Here is a 15,856-nt window from a genome sequence, read left to right on the forward strand (position 1 = left end):
GAACCACCCCGGCAGGCCGCGCGAATATGATTGTTCTCACCTATCGCATCGAAACGCCCGGCAATATCGAGGCGCTGGCGGCCAAGATCGCAAGCGACCAGTCGACTGGAACCTTCGTCGCGCTGGCCGGCGAGACCGAAGAGCTCAAGGCCAGGGTCGCGGCGCGAGTCCTGGCGATACGGCATCTGCCCGATGCGGATCGGCCGTCTCTTCCCGAAACCGGTCCCGAAGCGCGCAATGGCCCGGTCAAGCGCGCCGACGTCGACATCGCGTTTCCGCTAGACGCCATCGGCACCGATTTGTCGGCGTTGATGACCATCGCCATCGGCGGCACATTTTCGATCAAGGGCCTGTCCGGTATCCGGATCGTCGACATGAGGCTACCCGAGGAGTACCGGGGCGCGCATCCGGGCCCGCAATTCGGCGTCACGGGCAGCCGCAGGCTGACCGGTGTCGCGGATCGTCCGATCATCGGGACCATCGTCAAGCCGGCGCTGGGGCTCCGCCCGCCCGAGACGGCCGCAATGGTGCAAGAGCTGATTGCCGCCGGCGTCGATTTCATCAAGGACGACGAGAAGCTGATGAGCCCGGCCTATTCACCGCTGTCGGAGCGGGTGAGGGCAATCATGCCGCTGATCCTCGACCACGAGCAGAAGACCGGCAAGAAGGTCATGTATGCCTTCGGCATCTCACATGCCGATCCCGACGAGATGATGCGAAACCACGACCTGGTGGCAAAGGCCGGCGGCAATTGCGCCGTGGTCAACATCAATTCGATCGGTTTCGGCGGCATGGCTTACCTTCGAAAACGCTCCAGCCTTGTGCTCCATGCCCACCGCAATGGCTGGGACATTCTCACCCGTCATCCCGGTCTCGGCATGGATTTCAAGGTCTGGCAGCAGTTCTGGCGCCTGCTTGGCGTCGACCAGTTCCAGATCAACGGCATCGCCTCGAAATACTGGGAACCCGACTGGTCCTTCGTCGAATCCTTCAAGGCGGTGACCACGCCGATCTTTTCGCCGGCCGATTGCGCATTGCCGGTCGCCGGTTCCGGCCAGTGGGGCGGGCAGGCGCCTGAAACCTTCCAGCGAACCGGCCGGACGGTCGATCTTCTCTATCTGTGCGGCGGTGGCATCGTCAGCCACCCGGACGGGCCGGGCGCCGGCGTGCGCGCCGTGCAGCAGGCCTGGCAGGCGGCGGTCCAGGATATTCCGTTGGCGGATTATGCCTTGAGCCATGTCGAGCTGGCGCGGTCGATCGAGAAGTTCGGCGGCGGCGAGGCGGCCTGACGCCATGCAAAACCTGCTTCTGAGTTACTATGGCGACGACCTGACCGGCTCGACCGACGTTATGGAAGCGCTCGAGCTCGGCGGCGTGCCGACCGTCCTGTTCATGCGCCAGCCGGACGCGGCGTTGCTTTCGCAATTTGCGCATTGCCGCGCCCTTGGACTGGCCGGCACCAGCCGCAGCGAGACGCCGCAGTGGATGGACACGCATCTGCGAGATGCCTTCGCCTGGCTGAAGACCGTCAACGCCGAGATCTGCCACTACAAGGTCTGCTCGACCTTCGATTCCAGCCCGGCGATCGGCAGCATCGGCCGGGCGATCGAGATCGGCCGCTCGGTTTTCCGGCAAGACGGCGTGCCGCTGGTGGTCGGCGCGCCGCAGCTGAAGCGCTACACCGCCTTCGGTCATCTGTTCGCGGCCTATCGCGAAAAATATTTCCGTATCGACCGCCATCCCGTGATGAGCCGCCATCCGATCACGCCGATGGACGAATCCGACCTGCTGATCCATCTGTCGCGCCAGACAGACCTTAGCTCGGGCCTGATCGACCTGGCGACGCTGCAGTCTGCGTCGCGGTCGGAAGCATTCGACCGGCTTGTGGAGGATGGCACAGGTATCGTGCTTGTCGATGTCGACAGCCTGGAAACCCAGGCGCTTGCCGGCAAGGAGATTTGGCGCGCTCACAAGCCGGGCGGTTATTTCGTCGTCGGCTCTTCGGGCATCGAATATGCCTTGCTGGTCGAATGGACATCGAACCGAATCGTGGATGCCAAACCCGCCTTTTCGCCGCCGGGCGCTGCCGACAGGATCGCCGTGGTCTCGGGGAGCTGCTCGCCGACGACGGAACGACAGATCCGGTATGCCCTGGCCGAAGGCTTCGACGGGATCGAGCTCGACCCGGTCGAACTGGTTTCTGAGGCTTCGAACGACGCTATTGCGCGCGCGGTCGCAACCGGCCGCTCCAGCCTACGGGCCGGGCGGAGCGTCATCCTCTACACCGCGCTCGGACCTGCGGCCGAGCGCGGTGCTGAAATCGATCTCAGGGAGGGCGCCCGCCATAAGCTCGGCCGCGGCCTTGGCGAGCTTCTCCGCGAACTGACGCTTCAAGAGAACCTGCCGCGCGTGGTCATCGCCGGCGGCGACACGTCGAGCCATGCACTTGGCCAGATGGGCGTCGACGCGCTGACGGTGCGAATGCCGCTGCCGGCATCGCCGGGCTCGCCGCTTTGTGTGGCGCATTCGCGCGTAAAGGCGATCGACGGGCTGGAAATTGCCCTCAAGGGCGGGCAGGTCGGAACCGACCGCTATTTCTCCGCTATTCGCGATGGGGTCGGCGGTTGAGAGCGGGGAATATCTGTTCAAATCGGTGATGCTCGATCGAGATCGGGGATAGTCATTAGCCGGCAAACCAGAAACCCCAGACGTTTAGGTCGGCGGCAATGCCACTCATCCCGCTATCTGGTACGGCCCATCGCCTTGCCTGGACGATATTGACGGGCATAGGCGACACAGGCGTCGACCGTGCTGACACAGAGCGCATCGCGGTTGTTCGGCAGGTTGTTGTCGCCGGCGTAGGCAACCTCCGCAACACGGCCGTCAACCATTCGAATTTGCGTGTTGCAATAGCCGCCGGGGGCGACGTTGACGGAACCTCCGAGCGCCGGGACCGGGCCAATGGCCACGGTCGGAACCACAATGTTGAGATTGCCGCGTTGAACGACGCGCTGATAGGTCCAGATCTGGCCGGATTTGCCGACATCGGCAGTGGCGGTCGGAAAGCCGGCGCACATTCGAACGTCCGCCTCGCTAAGGCCGACCATCTCCTTGCGGGCTGCCGCCGCCGTGGCGTCTTCCCTCGCGGTGCTCGAGGTGTCGTCGGGCATGACGCAGGAAGACAGGATGGCGGCGCCTGCCGATAGAAGGAGAAGGGCAAGCTTTCGGGTGTGGAATGATGTCATACCGACTTCGGATTGCACGGGAGCCCCGAATGCCAACCTAGGAAGTGGGCCAATCGAGTCAACCGGCAGAAAATTCACGAAGTCGTTTGGTAGGTCATTCCGCCGCGCGCATCCGCTGCAAGAGGTTGAGGCTGCCGCCGTGACCCTCGCGCCCTATCTTCCGCCTGGGCATCGGATTTCCCAAACCGACCCCTTCTTGTCAGACGTACTGGCGCACGGTGCTGTGACTTTGGTTCGGCCGACGGTGTGCTAGTTTCTGCCGATTGCTCCGGAGACGTCATGCCTATCAAGCTGCAAGAAATCGCCCTCGCTCTTCTGCTGTTGGTTGCCGGAACTGGGGTCGGTCACGCGGAGACGGCCCAGCGGCCGCCGCCCACCGGCGGGGTTCTCTCGCTCCTGCCACCGCCGCAGACTTCCGATCATTCGATCGTCATTGCCGGACGCACGCTCGATTACGAGGCCAGGGCCGGCACGCTGTCATTACCGTCCGGCAAAGGCGATATCACCGCCGAGATTTTCTATGTCGCCTATGCTCTGCACGCCGGGAAAGAAACGGGACCGGATCCGCGTCGCCCGATCACCTTCGTTTTCAATGGCGGTCCGGGAGCAGCTTCCGCCTATCTTCATTTGGGCGCGCTCGGTCCGCGGGTTCTGGCGACAGCGGCCGATGGAAGTTTCCTGCCGCCGCCGCAGAGGCTGTTCGACAACCCCAACACTTGGCTCGACATGACCGACCTGGTCTTTGTGGACCCTGTCGGAACCGGTTACAGCCGTGAAGCGCCCGGCACGGAAGCACACAGCTTCTGGGGCGTCAGCCAGGACGCCGCGTCGATAGGCGCGTTTATCCGGCTCTATCTGGCGCAGACCAGCCGTACGGCATCGCCTGTCTTCCTGGCTGGTGAAAGCTATGGCGGCTTTCGAGCAGCATTGCTCGCCAGGAAGCTTCAGGAAGACATCGGCATCAGCCCGAGTGGCGTCGTGCTGATCTCGCCGGCGCTCGAATTCACGCTGGTGCGTCCGGACGAGTTCCAGCCGCTCCACTGGGCGCTGGAACTGCCGTCGCTGGCGGCAGTGCGCCTGCACAGCGAAGGCGTTTCCGGTCCGGCCCTGCAGGAGCGGCTGGCGGAAGTCGAACGCTATGCGCTCGGCGATTATCTGGCCGCGCTGGCAGGTGGGCTGGAGCAGGGTGGACGCCTGGCGAGCCAGCGTGTCGCCGCAATCACCGGTCTGCCGCTCGATCTCGTCCAGCGGCACTTTGCACGCATTCCCATAGGGCTGTTCGCCAAGGAGTTTGCACGGGCAAAGGGCAATGTTCTCAGCGCCTATGACGGCAACATCGCAACGGCGGATTTGGCGCCGGAGAGCTTGGGAGTCGAGGGTCCCGATCCGGTGCTCGACCGAAGCGTGCCGGCGCTTACCTCCGCTTTCGTCGGCTATGTGCGTGATGAATTGAACTTCCGTACGGATATCAGCTATCGGCTGCTCAACCGCGAAGTCAGCGGCAATTGGGATTATGGAACGAGCCCGACGCGTCAGGGCTATGCGGGTGTCATGGACGACCTTCAGCAGGCGCGCACGCTGAACCCCAGCCTCGGCGTGCTGATCGTCAACGGCTATAGCGACCTGGTGACGCCGTACATGGGCTCGCGCTACCTGCTTGGTCAAATTCCTTCGCTTGCCGGCGCAAAGCCCATTCGCAGCGAGGTGCTGGAAGGCGGGCACATGATGTATCTGAGGCCGGACGGGCGGGCGGCGCTGAAGCAGGCTGCGTCCGAGCTTTACCGAACGACGCAATGAGACGATTTGCGCAAAAAAGCGTCGGATGCGCTGTTCGCCCTCTCATCAGGCCCTAGTTCCATCGCGATTGATCGGTTACACACCTAGGATGGCGTCTTTTAGCGACGTTCGACAGCGGATTAGCCGGCTCTCCAGAATCGCGCCACTGGCGCGGCGTGCTGCCGAGCGGGCTATGCGGAATACCAGGCCACACAGGCTGACAAGCCTCGTAGACCGCTGGAACGCGCTGTCGCTGGCCACGCAGTTCCTGCTCGCGGGTGGTCTATTCTCCCTGTCGGCCATGGTGGTGGTGGGGATTTCAGTCACGAACCATATAGAAACCGTGGTCACGCAGAATTCGGCTTCCGCTACGGCTCTTTACGTGGACAGCGTTATTGCGCCGCTGCTTCCGGATATGCGCAAGAGCGAAGTCCTCGACGAGAGCGTAGCCCATGCGCTCGATGAAACGCTGGGACAAGGGGCACTCGGCACAAGGCTCGAATCCTTCAAGCTCTGGCGTCGCGACGGAACCATCCTGTATTCGACCGACAAGACATTGATCGGCAAGCGCTTTGAACCCAGCGACAATCTCCGGGCGGCATTCGCCGGCCAAATGGTTTCGGAGTTCGACAGGCTCGACGATCCAGACAGTGAGGCCGAAAGAGCCAGCGGCTTGCATCTCCTCGAGATTTACAATCCGGTGCTGCAGCCATGGTCGGGGGAAGTGGTGGCCGTTTCGGAATTCTACGAGGTCGCCACTGATTTTGAAAAAAACCTGCATCAGGCACTCATTCGAACCTGGCTGGACGTTGCCGCCGTCACAGCGGCCTTCTTTCTTGGGCTGTCGGCAATCGTGTTCCGTGGCAGCCGCACGATCAGCTCACAGAGCCGCTCGTTGAAGCAGCGCATTGCCGAGCTTTCCGATCTGCTCGCTCAAAACAGACTTTTGAGGCTGCGGGTGCAGCGCGCTTCGCAGCGTGCCACCGCACTCAACGAACGCTATCTCAGGCGCATCGGCGCGGACTTGCACGATGGCCCCGCGCAACTGGTTGCTCTCGCGGCGCTGGGGATCGATAGCCCGGTCATTGCCGATCCTGCTACGCCGCAATCGAAGCGTGCGCAGGAATTGCGGGCCATCAAAGCACATCTGGACGATGCCATGCGCGAGATCAGGAGCATCAGCAAGGGCCTTGTCCTGCCGCATATAGAGCATGCCGAACTGGGTGAAATTCTCCAGATTGCCGTACAGGCGCACGAAGAACGAACCGGCGTCAAAGTAAGATTATCCATGACCGGCGGCCATACACCGCTGTCGCCGGCGGCCAGGATCTGTATCTTCCGCTTCGTCCAGGAGACGCTGAACAATGGATTCCGTCATGCCGGAGGTGAAGGTCAGTCGGTCGAGAAACATTTCGACGGCGAACGCGTTTGTATCGAAGTGTCCGACGCCGGCCCCGGCTTTGATCCACAAATCGTGCGTCCCGAGGGGCTGGGGCTCGTTGGGCTGCGCGAGCGGGTGGAAAGCCTCGGGGGCCAGTTTACCGTGACGTCCTCACAAAGTGGCACGATCGTGAAAATGGCTCTCAACATCGTTGAAATGGGGCAGACATGACAGCAGCCATCAGGCTCGCCATCGTTGACGACCACCCGCTGTTCAGGGAAGGCGTTGTGCGCACGCTCGATCAGATCGGCGGGTTCGAGATCGTCGGCGAAGGAAGCAGCAGGGATGATGCCTTGCGGATAGTCGAAGACCGGCGGCCCGACATTCTGCTGATGGACATCTCGGTGCCCGGAGGCGGCCTCAGCGTGATCGGACCGGCCCTGGAGAGCCATCCGGCACTGAAAATCGTGATGCTGACCGTTTCGGAAGAAAACCAGCACGTGATGACCGCATTGCAGAGCGGGGCAAGGGGCTATGTTCTGAAGGGGGTCGGATCGAGGACGTTGGCTACGATCCTGCGCACGGTAGCGTCGGGCGAACGATATGTCTGTCCACAATTGTCGGCACGCCTGTTGGCCGATCTGTCGGCTCAATCAAATGAGCCGGCGAAAGCCGACGGACTTGCCGAACTCACCAGCCGCGAAAGGGAGATCCTGACGCTGGTTGCCGCGGGCCTGAGCAACAAACGGATTGGGCTTCGGCTGAACCTGCATGAGAAAACGATAAAGCACCACATGACGCGAATCCTGGCCAAGCTCAACGTCAGCAACAGGACCGAAGCCGCAATGACTTTACGCGATGCGACTGAGCGCCGGCATTCGCCTGTTCGCGATCATGCTTGAGCCGAAACAGCCTCACGGGGCGGCTGTGTGATCTGGCCGTCAGTTGATCATTTCAAGCAACCTGTCCCGATCGGAACGCGTCGCCAGGCGCCGAATGATGGTACGGCCCTTGGCATCGCGCATTTCATATTGGCCGCTATCAACGCGCTCGCTGAGGCCGTTCGAATGCACCACGCCAATGCTCGGCCCACTCACCTCGATCCGGTCTCCCGTGGTTGCATTGATAAAGAGTTTTGGCCTGCTGCCCGGGGTTACCGCGGCGGCGGGATCAGGGAGATTGTCGTCCTGCGACTTTGCTTTGCCCTTGCCGGCTCCGGCATTCGAGTTTGAATTGCCGGAGTTTCCACCCGGATTGCCGGAATTGCCGCCCCCATTCCCATTTCCGTTCCCGCCATTGCCGTTGCCGTTCCCGCCGTCTTTGGCCCAGGCAGCCAGCGGGCCGAGCGGCTGCGATAGTCCGTCGAACACGACGCGATAGGGGCTCACGACGAGAACGAAGGTCAAAACGACTACAGAAATGCCGACATGACGTCCTCGCGAAGATCCGGTCCTTCGTCTCCGGGTCGTCATCAATGAACTTGCCAGTCGCATGGCGGAAATCCCCTTAATCATACGGACCTTTCGTGCTGCCTCCTGTTCGAATTCGTGCGATGCTTAAAACAATGGTTTGTATCGGCAAGGTCAAGACCCACCAGTCCCACGAGGGTAACTGGTGGGCCTCGCTGGCGCAGGAAGGGACTATTTACTGCGCAAGTCTTTTGCCTTCGCTTCGTTGCGTCTCTCGGCGGGGGCGCCGAGTTCTCACCGTCAGCCAACAATAAATCCAATGGCTGCGATCCCGAAACACAGGCCAAATAATGGAAAAAGCAGCCAACGCGCCTGGTGAACGCTCGAATCCATAGCGGCCTCCTGTAACAGTCGGCATCGCAACGGGGCTCTTCTGAACTCGGTTCCTGAAACTCTCGCGTTTCGGGCTTTTGCGATAGCAGCCTCGGACCAAAGTTCGGCTGTGCAGGCCCTTGGTCGACAGGCCTACAGACTGAAGTCCCTATGCAAGGAGCCGCCTGCATTCGGCGACCTTTGTGTCAACTAGGCGGCGCGATCCACCGGTCCCTTCGAATGCTTTACCTTCCTGGCTCTATGGCGAAGCGACATTGGTCCACTGCATGTCATTGAAACGTCACCAGTAGAGACCCATATGCGGATTGCGTCGGATGTCTCCTCCCATTGCGTCCGGCGCGTTCCCCTCTGGAGGTTACAGACCTTCACGCTTGGCCGGGCTCAACAGTCCGGCCTTTTCTTTTGGTCATCGCGTCTGGGTCGAGCATCGTCCTGCCGCAGCGCGCCGCTTCAGTTGCGAGGAGGGAGCTGCTGGACAGACCATGTGTTGCCGTCAGGATCCTCAAAGAAGACAAATCTGCCCCAGGGAAAATCCTTGATATCGCTGACCTCGATGCCTTGGGCGGCCAGATGCCGGTGCGCCTCATCGATGTCGGGCACAACCAGCTGCAGACCCCGTATGGATCCCGGGGTGCTGTCGACGATGCCTTTGCCCATGGCAATCGAACAGGCCGAACCGGGCGGCGTCAATTGCACGAAACGTATCTCGTCGCTTACCGTGTGATCATGATCGAGGTGAAAGCCGACCTTCCCAACATAAAAGGCGATGGCATTGTCGACGTCCGATACGGGGACCGGGACCAGTTCCAGCTTCCAATCCATGACAACCCTTTCGCAGCTTTCGCCAAGTGGTGCCGAACACCGTGGGCGACATCCCGCCATCTTCCCAATGCCATTGTCGGCGCGGGCCGCTCAATCGGTCAAGAGATATCCGGCAAAAGCCGGGTTCGGGCAACGTGAGGACTGGTCTCATTGCTGACGGCGTTCGGAACCGATAAGCGCAAGCTCAGTGTTGGCCAAGGCGTTCTCGTGCTTTCCGCCACGCCCGAACCGGGCAGGGTGGCGGTTCGGCCGAGTTTGCCGCGCGCTATGCAGCGCGCTTCGGACCGATCGGCAATTATGCCGTGAACGCCCACGATTCGGCCTGTCTTCTTCTTGCCGCGATCAAAGACGCCAGCACTGTATCCAAGGGACATCCGAGCCGGTGCGACGTTCTAGCGGCAGTGCGCGATATCCGTTTCAAGGGAATCGCCTATCGCGAGGCCGTACGGTGGAATGAAAGGCGACAATCTGGCCGCGGTGACTGCACTCAACGTGGTGGAAAACGGCCACTTCCGACAGATCGCCGAAATCCGGCAGATGCAGAGTGTCGAGCAGACCAACCCCCGACAGGCTCTCCGACCGAACCGCTTTCCGCCGCTTTGCCAGGCGATTTTCACAGGACCGCGAAACAATTATCTCCGGTCGCCGTTTCGCCCGCAGAACCTTTCGAGGAGGCGACGATGAGCGCAACCGGCTTGGACGTTTTTGACAAAACGCTGCAAATAACAAACATCTGGCTAGACGAGATCATGGTGGATCTTGGTCCGGATCGACACGTCGCCTGGCATACATTGGGCGCCGTTCTGCGAACCCTTCGGGACAGGCTGCAGGTCGGACTGGCGGCCAAATTGGGAGCGGAACTGCCGCTGCTCGTGCGGCCTACTATGATCGCTATCGGCCCGCCGACATGCCCGACAAGACACGCTCGCTCGAGGAGTTCCTGCAACACATCGCCGATGAATTGAAATCGACCCGTGCTGTCGATCCCGGGGATGCGGCACGCTCGGTGCTGCGTGTGCTTGCACGGCATATCGACCTTGGCCAGTCGGCAAAGGTGCGGGATGCGCTGCCAAAGGAAATCCAGGTCCTCTGGCCTGAAAGCGTGGGCGTCAAATAGCGGCGATCCTGCTCATGCGGACGCGCGACGGACCGAAGCTTCGAACGTAAGCGCGGGTGGGTCTGGTCGACCCGGTGACGCTGTGTGCCCCGCTCGATGGCGAGGCTTAGCTGGGCAGCCGATGTGAACTGTCGCGGCTTAACCTGGAAAGATCGTGAAACCGCCGTCGACGCGGATGACCTGTCCGTTGATGAAGCGGGCGCGCGGGCCGGCGAGGAAGGCCACCGCTTCGGCGATCTCTTCAGGCTCCGCATACCGGTTCAGCGATTTCTTGCTCGAATCCATGCGCTGCGGATCGACCACGCGGCTCGCCTGGAACCGTGCCGTCTTGGTGGCGCCAGGGCTCACCGCATTGACGCGTACGCCATCGTCGATCAATTCCTTGGCGAGGCAGCGCGTATAATGGACGACAGCCGCCTTGAGCGTCGAGTAGACCACCTCGGGCGAGCATCCGATATGCGCTGCCGCCGAGGCGATGTTGATCACCGAGCCTGAGCCGCGCTTGACCATCGGCGGAACGAACGCCTGGCAGACCAGCATCGTGCCGATGAGATTGTTCTCGGTTAGAACCTTGATGTCTTCGTAGTCGATATCGAGTGCGTTGTTGGGATTGGGCTTTACGCCCTTGGCGCCGATGTCGCCGCCGGCGCAGTTGACCAGAATGTGCACGTCGCCGAGATCGGCCTCGATCTTCCTCTTCATATCGGCGACAGCTTGTTTGTCGCCTATATTGCCGGTGACCGCGGTCACCCGCGTCCCATGCTTCTCCAAGCCCCGGGCAGAGTCGCCGAGATCCGCGAATTCGCCATATTGAGATGGCCGAGTCCAATCGAGGTCGTGGACCGCGACGTTTGCGCCAAGTCCGGCCAAGCGGTCGGCCATCACGCGGCCGAGGCCGCGTCCCGAGCCGGTTACGAAGGCGGTCAGGCCGCTGAGTTCTCGGGCAGTCATGCTGATTTCTCCATTGCAATGAAATCGAACTTCTTCATGTTGGCGGCGCTGCGCCGGATCATGTCGAGCTCGTACGAAACGAGCGCGCCGTCATCGTCCCGTTCCCATGGCGTGCGGTAGTCGGCGTCGTCCGCAAGGCGGTTCACGCGCGCAGCACTCAGGCACGCGGCGAACTCCCGGGCGGTCTTCTGCGCATATCCGTTCCACCAGTCGTCGGTGAGCCAGCGAACGTGACGGGCCTCAAGCGCGCCTGGCTCAAGCACCGCCGTCAGCGTGTCGTGGTGCTCGCCAAGGATGGCTGCCAGTTCGGCGAATGGCACGGCGCCGTCGCCGATCGCGCACCGGACCAGACGGTAGCCCTCATCCGTGAACTGAATGCGATAATCCTTGAGGTGAACATGGCGGACATGGGGCGCGATCCGGCGCGTGAAGGCAAGCGGCGCCTCGCCGACAGGAAAGGTGTTGCCGGTGTCGTAGGTGATGCCGACACCCGGCCTGCCGAGTTCGCAGAACGCAACCAGTTCGTCGCTGCCGAAGTCCTGATGGTTCTCGATGCCGAGCATCCAGCCCTCGGCCGCCGCACGCGGCCCCCATTCCGTCAAGGCAGCGCGAATCGTGGCGTTGAACTCACTCCATTTCGGTCCCCACGCATTGCGGTCGCCGCACAGGACAGGCGTCAGTGCGATACGGATCGTCGTCGCCTCGAGCAGCCGCGCAGCCCGAAAGGCGTTGTCCAGCGGACCTGCCACCAGCAGTCCGCCGCTCACCACCGGGACGATGTCCAGCGCGGCAAGACGCCTGCGCAGGGCGACGATTTCGGCGTCAGTCAAGTCGGTCAACCAGGGTTCGTAGATCTCGAGCGTGCGTGCGCCTAGTTCCTGCGCCAGCGTAATGAAGCCTTCCAGCCCCACGCCGTCCGGATTGTGCCGTGGCGTGCCGCGGCCCTGCAGTCCGAGATGATAGGTCAGTCCGTAGGGGTTGAGGCCGAGACGAAGCATCAGCTTGGCGGTTCCAATGGAGAGCGGAGAAGCGTCACTAGCGCAGACCAGCATCGACGGTAATGGACTGTTTGGTGATCATGCGGCTGTCGTCGGCTGCCAGGAAGAGCACTGTGCGTGCAATCTCCTCGCCCAGCAGGACGCGGCGGATCAATTGCCGCTGCACCGTCTGGTCGACTGCCTCCTGCGTCTTGAACCACAGCTCGCGCTGCCGCTCGGTCATGACGGCGCCGGGTTCGACCGCATTGACGCGGATGTTATCCGGTCCGAACGAGCGCGCCAAAGCACGCGTCAGCGCCACCACAGCCCCCTTGGCGGTGGCATAGGCCACCATCTGGTCCGCTCCGAAACGCCAGGCGATGGAAGAGAAGTTTATGATCGAGCCGAAGCCGAGTTCCTTCATATGCGGATGCACAGCCTGCGCGGCGAAGAAGTGATGCCTCAGATTGACGTCGAAGCTGCGGTCCCAATAGTCGGCCGTTACCGCGTCGATGGGATGGCGTTGATCATTGGCGGCGTTATTCACCAGGGCGGCGACCGGACCAAGCCGCGCGCGCACGCCTTCTACCGACGCCTTTAGCGCATCGACGTCGGTCACATCGCAATGGAGATATAAGGGAGCCTGCCCGGCGGCACCAGCGAGCTCGCTCACCAACGCCTCCGCTGGCTCGTCTTGCACGTCGAGAAAGGCTACCCGGGCGCCATTCGAGGCGAAGGCACGGACCATATCGGCGCCGATGCCGGAGGCGCCGCCGGAGATCAGCACGACCCGATCGGTCAAGCTCGGATAAGTCGCGAATTGTACGGACATCGATTACAGAAGCGCCTTGGTTGTTGGATCGAACAGACAGGCGCGCGACATATCGATGCCCAGCGTTATCGTCTCGCCCATGACTGGAGCGTCGTCCGGCTCGAAACGGCCGGTGATCTCCAGGTCACCCAGCCTGAGCACGGCAAGCGTCTCGGCCCCGGTCGGCTCGACCAGTTCGACCGGCGCCTGCATGGACGCCACAGCAGGTTTGCGCGACTTCAGATCGGTCGTGAAACGGTAGATGTGTTCCGGCCGGATACCGAGCACGACGTCCTTTGGCGCACCGGCGGACATCGGCGCGGCAAGGGCAAGGCTGGCATCGCTGCCGTCAGCGGCGCGTACCGAGATGCTGGTCGAGCCGGTAAGCCGGGCGGGGATGAAATTCATCGCCGGCGATCCCATGAAACCGGCAACGAACATGTTGGTCGGCCGGTCGTAGATCCGCTTCGGCGTGTCGAACTGCTGGACCGAGCCCTGGTTCATCACCGCAATGCGGGATGCAAGCGTCATCGCCTCGACCTGATCATGGGTGACGTACACCGTGGTCTTGCCAACGCGATGGTGAAGCTTCTTGATTTCGGTACGCATATCGACGCGCAGCTTGGCGTCCAGGTTGGACAGGGGCTCGTCGAACAGAAACAGCTTTGGGTCGCGTACGAGGGCGCGCCCCATCGCGACGCGCTGCCGCTGCCCGCCCGAGAGCTGGCCGGGCTTGCGTTTAAGCAACTGTTCGATCTGCAGGAGCGCGGCAACCCGTTGGACAGCTTCCGCCTGCGCCGCTTTTGGCACGCCGCGGCTTTCCATGCCGAAGGTGATGTTCTGGCGCACTGTCATGGTGGGATAGAGGGCGTATGACTGGAACACCATCGCAATGTCGCGGTCCTTGGGTTGCACGGAGTTCACCAGCCGGTCGCCGATCCATATCTCGCCCGACGTGACGGTTTCGAGGCCGGCGATCATGGCGAGCAAGGTTGACTTGCCGCAACCCGACGGGCCGACAAGGGCGACGAATTCTCCGGTCTTAGCCTCGAGATTGATGCCGGCAAGAATCTCGAGCGAGCCGTAGCTCTTGTGAAGGTTGCGGATCATCAACGCGGACATGGGCGACGCCTCATTTGATGGCGCCCTGGGTGAGGCCGCGCACGAAGTATTTTCCACCGAACAGATAGATCAGCAGCGGTGGCAACGCGCCGATCAGCACGGCTGCGCTCATCACATCGTAAGCACGCGCGGTCGTGCCGCCGGCCGTGAGCGCGACCAGTGCCGCGGTAATGGGCTGCTGCTGGCCTGATGTGAAGACGACGCCGAACAAATACTCGTTCCAGATGCCGGTGAACTGCCAGATGACGGTGACAATCAGAATGGGCGGCGACAGGGGCAGGATGATCTTGCGGAAGATCCGCCAGAAGCCGGCGCCGTCGATGCGTGCCGCCTTGATCAGGTCGTCCGGTATGCTGACGTAGAAATTGCGGCAGAACAGGGTGGTGAACGAGATGCCCTGGACGACGTGGATAAGCACCAGCCCATATGTCGAATTGGTCAGGCCGAGCTTGCCGAGCAGGAACGCCCACGGCATCAGCGAAATCTGGCCGGGCATGAATACGCCAAGCAGCATCAGATTGAAGATCAGTTCGGAACCCCTGAAGCGCCATTTGGAGAGGATGTAGCCGTTCATGGCGCCGAGAATGGTCGAGATGATGGTGGCGGGGATCGTCATCGCCAGCGAGTTAAAGAAATTGCGCTTCATGCCCTCGCAGGTACCGCTGACGCAGTAGGATCCCCAGGCCTGCGCCCACGCATCGAACCGGAAGCTGCGCGGTACGGAGATGAGGCCGTTGCGGGCAATCTCCGACTGCTCGCGCAATGAGTTGAAGATCACCACCAGCAATGGCACAAGATAGACGACCGCGAAAAGCGTCAGCACGGCATAGACAAGGAAGCGGCTCCAGAAATGCCGGCGCGTGGCAGCGGCTTCCTCCGGATCAAAACGGGCATTAGGGGCAACTTCAGCCATTGCGGCCCTCCGCCCGCCGGCGCCAGACGATCCACAAGGAGTACGGCACCAGCACTACCGCGACCGCCGCGAGCATCATCATCGCCGCGGCGGCACCCTCGCCGATTTGGCCGCGCTGGAACATCAGGTCGTAGACATAGATGGCGGGGAAGGTCGTGGACACGCCTGGCCCGCCCCGCGTCAGCGCCGCCACCAGGTCGAAGGTCTTGATGGCGAATTGTATCTGAATGACCGCCACCGCCAGGAATATCGGAGCGATGGTTGGCAGGATGACCCTCCGATAGGTCCGGAAAACCGACGCGCCGTCGATTTGCGCGGCTTTGACGAGATCCGGATCGACCGACCGCAGACCAGCCAGGAAAAGTGCCATTGCGAAGCCGGACGACTGCCAGATACCGGTTATGATCACCGCATAGATCGCGGTGTTGCGGTTGGCCGTCAGGGCGAAGCTGAAGTCGGTCCAGCCAAGCCCTCGAACGAAGGCCTGGATACCGTCGACAGGGTTATACAGCCAGCTCCACACCGTACCGGTGACGATGAAGGACACCGCCAACGGGTACAGAAAGATGGTGCGCCAAACCGCCTCGCCGCGGACGCGCTGGTCGATCGCGATCGCGAGCAGCAGGCCAACCGCCATCGAGCCTACGATATAGAAGCCGCTGAACAGGAAGAGATTCGTATAGGCGATGTTCCAGCGCCGGTTTGCCCAAAGCGAAGCGTAGTTGTCCAGGCCAACGAACCCATAGGTCGGCAACAGCGACGAATTGGACAGGGAGATGTAGAGCGTCCAGAGTGTGAAGACGAAAACATAGATGAAACTCGCCGCTATCGATGGCGCCAGCACCAGAATGGGCACCATCGTGCCCAGGCGCTCGCGCCACGGACGGGCCGCGGCAGCTGCGGCTGGTACAATCAGATCATGGGTGGACATCGGGCTGC

General features: G+C 61.9%; 14 protein-coding genes and 1 pseudogene. 6 read left to right on the plus strand and 9 right to left on the minus strand.

Annotation, left to right across the window (positions count from 1 at the left end):
* The first annotated feature begins 26 nt into the window (after nucleotides 1-26).
* Nucleotides 27-1,289 carry a 3-oxo-isoapionate-4-phosphate decarboxylase OiaX gene (gene oiaX / locus NKJ13_RS01510; protein ID WP_352506274.1) on the plus strand — a complete coding sequence of 421 codons (1,263 nt, stop codon included), beginning with the start codon at nucleotides 27-29 and terminating at the stop codon, nucleotides 1,287-1,289.
* A 4-nt stretch (nucleotides 1,290-1,293) separates the two neighbouring features.
* Nucleotides 1,294-2,628, plus strand: a complete 1,335-nt coding sequence (locus NKJ13_RS01515) for a four-carbon acid sugar kinase family protein (protein ID WP_352702881.1) — start codon at nucleotides 1,294-1,296, stop codon at nucleotides 2,626-2,628.
* 113 nt (nucleotides 2,629-2,741) lie between these two features.
* On the opposite strand, the gene NKJ13_RS01520 is transcribed toward NKJ13_RS01515, so the two are convergent.
* Entirely contained in the window at nucleotides 2,742-3,245 is a 504-nt protein-coding gene (locus NKJ13_RS01520; RefSeq protein ID WP_352506272.1) for a hypothetical protein, read from the minus strand.
* Between the two features lie 279 nt (nucleotides 3,246-3,524).
* Between NKJ13_RS01520 and NKJ13_RS01525 the strand changes: the two genes are divergently transcribed.
* From NKJ13_RS01525 to NKJ13_RS01535, 3 genes are all read left to right on the plus strand, one after another.
* A complete protein-coding gene (locus NKJ13_RS01525; RefSeq protein ID WP_352702883.1) occupies nucleotides 3,525-5,042 on the plus strand; it encodes a S10 family peptidase in 1,518 nt (505 codons plus the stop codon).
* Nucleotides 5,043-5,214: 172 nt separating this feature from the next.
* The gene (locus NKJ13_RS01530) at nucleotides 5,215-6,633 is read left to right on the plus strand and encodes a sensor histidine kinase (RefSeq protein ID WP_352776987.1); all 1,419 of its coding nucleotides are present in this window, start codon (nucleotides 5,215-5,217) and stop codon (nucleotides 6,631-6,633) included.
* Nucleotides 6,630-7,304, plus strand: a complete 675-nt coding sequence (locus tag NKJ13_RS01535; RefSeq protein ID WP_352478353.1) for a LuxR C-terminal-related transcriptional regulator — start codon at nucleotides 6,630-6,632, stop codon at nucleotides 7,302-7,304. Before NKJ13_RS01530 ends, NKJ13_RS01535 begins: the two co-directional genes overlap by 4 nt.
* A 39-nt stretch (nucleotides 7,305-7,343) precedes the next feature.
* On the opposite strand, the gene NKJ13_RS01540 is transcribed toward NKJ13_RS01535, so the two are convergent.
* Both NKJ13_RS01540 and NKJ13_RS01545 read right to left on the minus strand, forming a co-directional pair.
* Nucleotides 7,344-7,895: a hypothetical protein gene (locus NKJ13_RS01540; protein WP_352776990.1), complete on the minus strand. Its 552-nt coding sequence runs from the start codon at nucleotides 7,893-7,895 to the stop codon at nucleotides 7,344-7,346.
* Between the two features lie 759 nt (nucleotides 7,896-8,654).
* Nucleotides 8,655-9,026 carry a VOC family protein gene (locus NKJ13_RS01545; protein WP_352647488.1) on the minus strand — a complete coding sequence of 124 codons (372 nt, stop codon included), beginning with the start codon at nucleotides 9,024-9,026 and terminating at the stop codon, nucleotides 8,655-8,657.
* Nucleotides 9,027-9,706: 680 nt separating this feature from the next.
* On the opposite strand from NKJ13_RS01545, the pseudogene NKJ13_RS01550 reads away from it, so the two are divergent.
* Nucleotides 9,707-10,143 (plus strand): annotated as a pseudogene (locus NKJ13_RS01550) (DUF2267 domain-containing protein).
* A 138-nt stretch (nucleotides 10,144-10,281) separates the two neighbouring features.
* Here the strand turns inward: NKJ13_RS01550 and NKJ13_RS01555 are convergent.
* Genes NKJ13_RS01555 through NKJ13_RS01580 form a run of 6 tightly spaced genes read right to left on the minus strand, consistent with a single transcriptional unit; the run spans nucleotide 10,282 to nucleotide 15,848 of the window.
* Nucleotides 10,282-11,094, minus strand: coding sequence for an SDR family NAD(P)-dependent oxidoreductase (locus NKJ13_RS01555; RefSeq protein ID WP_352702892.1), 813 nt, complete (start codon nucleotides 11,092-11,094; stop codon nucleotides 10,282-10,284).
* A complete protein-coding gene (locus tag NKJ13_RS01560) occupies nucleotides 11,091-12,092 on the minus strand; it encodes a sugar phosphate isomerase/epimerase family protein (RefSeq protein ID WP_352702894.1) in 1,002 nt (333 codons plus the stop codon). The genes NKJ13_RS01555 and NKJ13_RS01560 overlap by 4 nt, the downstream gene beginning before the upstream one ends.
* A gap of 37 nt (nucleotides 12,093-12,129) precedes the next feature.
* Nucleotides 12,130-12,903 carry an SDR family NAD(P)-dependent oxidoreductase gene (locus tag NKJ13_RS01565; protein ID WP_352506264.1) on the minus strand — a complete coding sequence of 258 codons (774 nt, stop codon included), beginning with the start codon at nucleotides 12,901-12,903 and terminating at the stop codon, nucleotides 12,130-12,132.
* A 3-nt stretch (nucleotides 12,904-12,906) separates the two neighbouring features.
* Nucleotides 12,907-14,004, minus strand: coding sequence for an ABC transporter ATP-binding protein (locus NKJ13_RS01570; protein ID WP_352506263.1), 1,098 nt, complete (start codon nucleotides 14,002-14,004; stop codon nucleotides 12,907-12,909).
* A 10-nt stretch (nucleotides 14,005-14,014) separates the two neighbouring features.
* On the minus strand, nucleotides 14,015-14,917 hold the full coding sequence (locus NKJ13_RS01575) for a carbohydrate ABC transporter permease (protein ID WP_254817037.1): 903 nt from the start codon (nucleotides 14,915-14,917) through the stop codon (nucleotides 14,015-14,017).
* A complete protein-coding gene (locus NKJ13_RS01580) occupies nucleotides 14,910-15,848 on the minus strand; it encodes a carbohydrate ABC transporter permease (RefSeq protein ID WP_352466746.1) in 939 nt (312 codons plus the stop codon). The genes NKJ13_RS01575 and NKJ13_RS01580 overlap by 8 nt, the downstream gene beginning before the upstream one ends.
* Nucleotides 15,849-15,856 lie beyond the last annotated feature (8 nt).

The organism is Mesorhizobium sp. M0174 (assembly GCF_040322275.1).
Classification (GTDB): domain Bacteria; phylum Pseudomonadota; class Alphaproteobacteria; order Rhizobiales; family Rhizobiaceae; genus Mesorhizobium.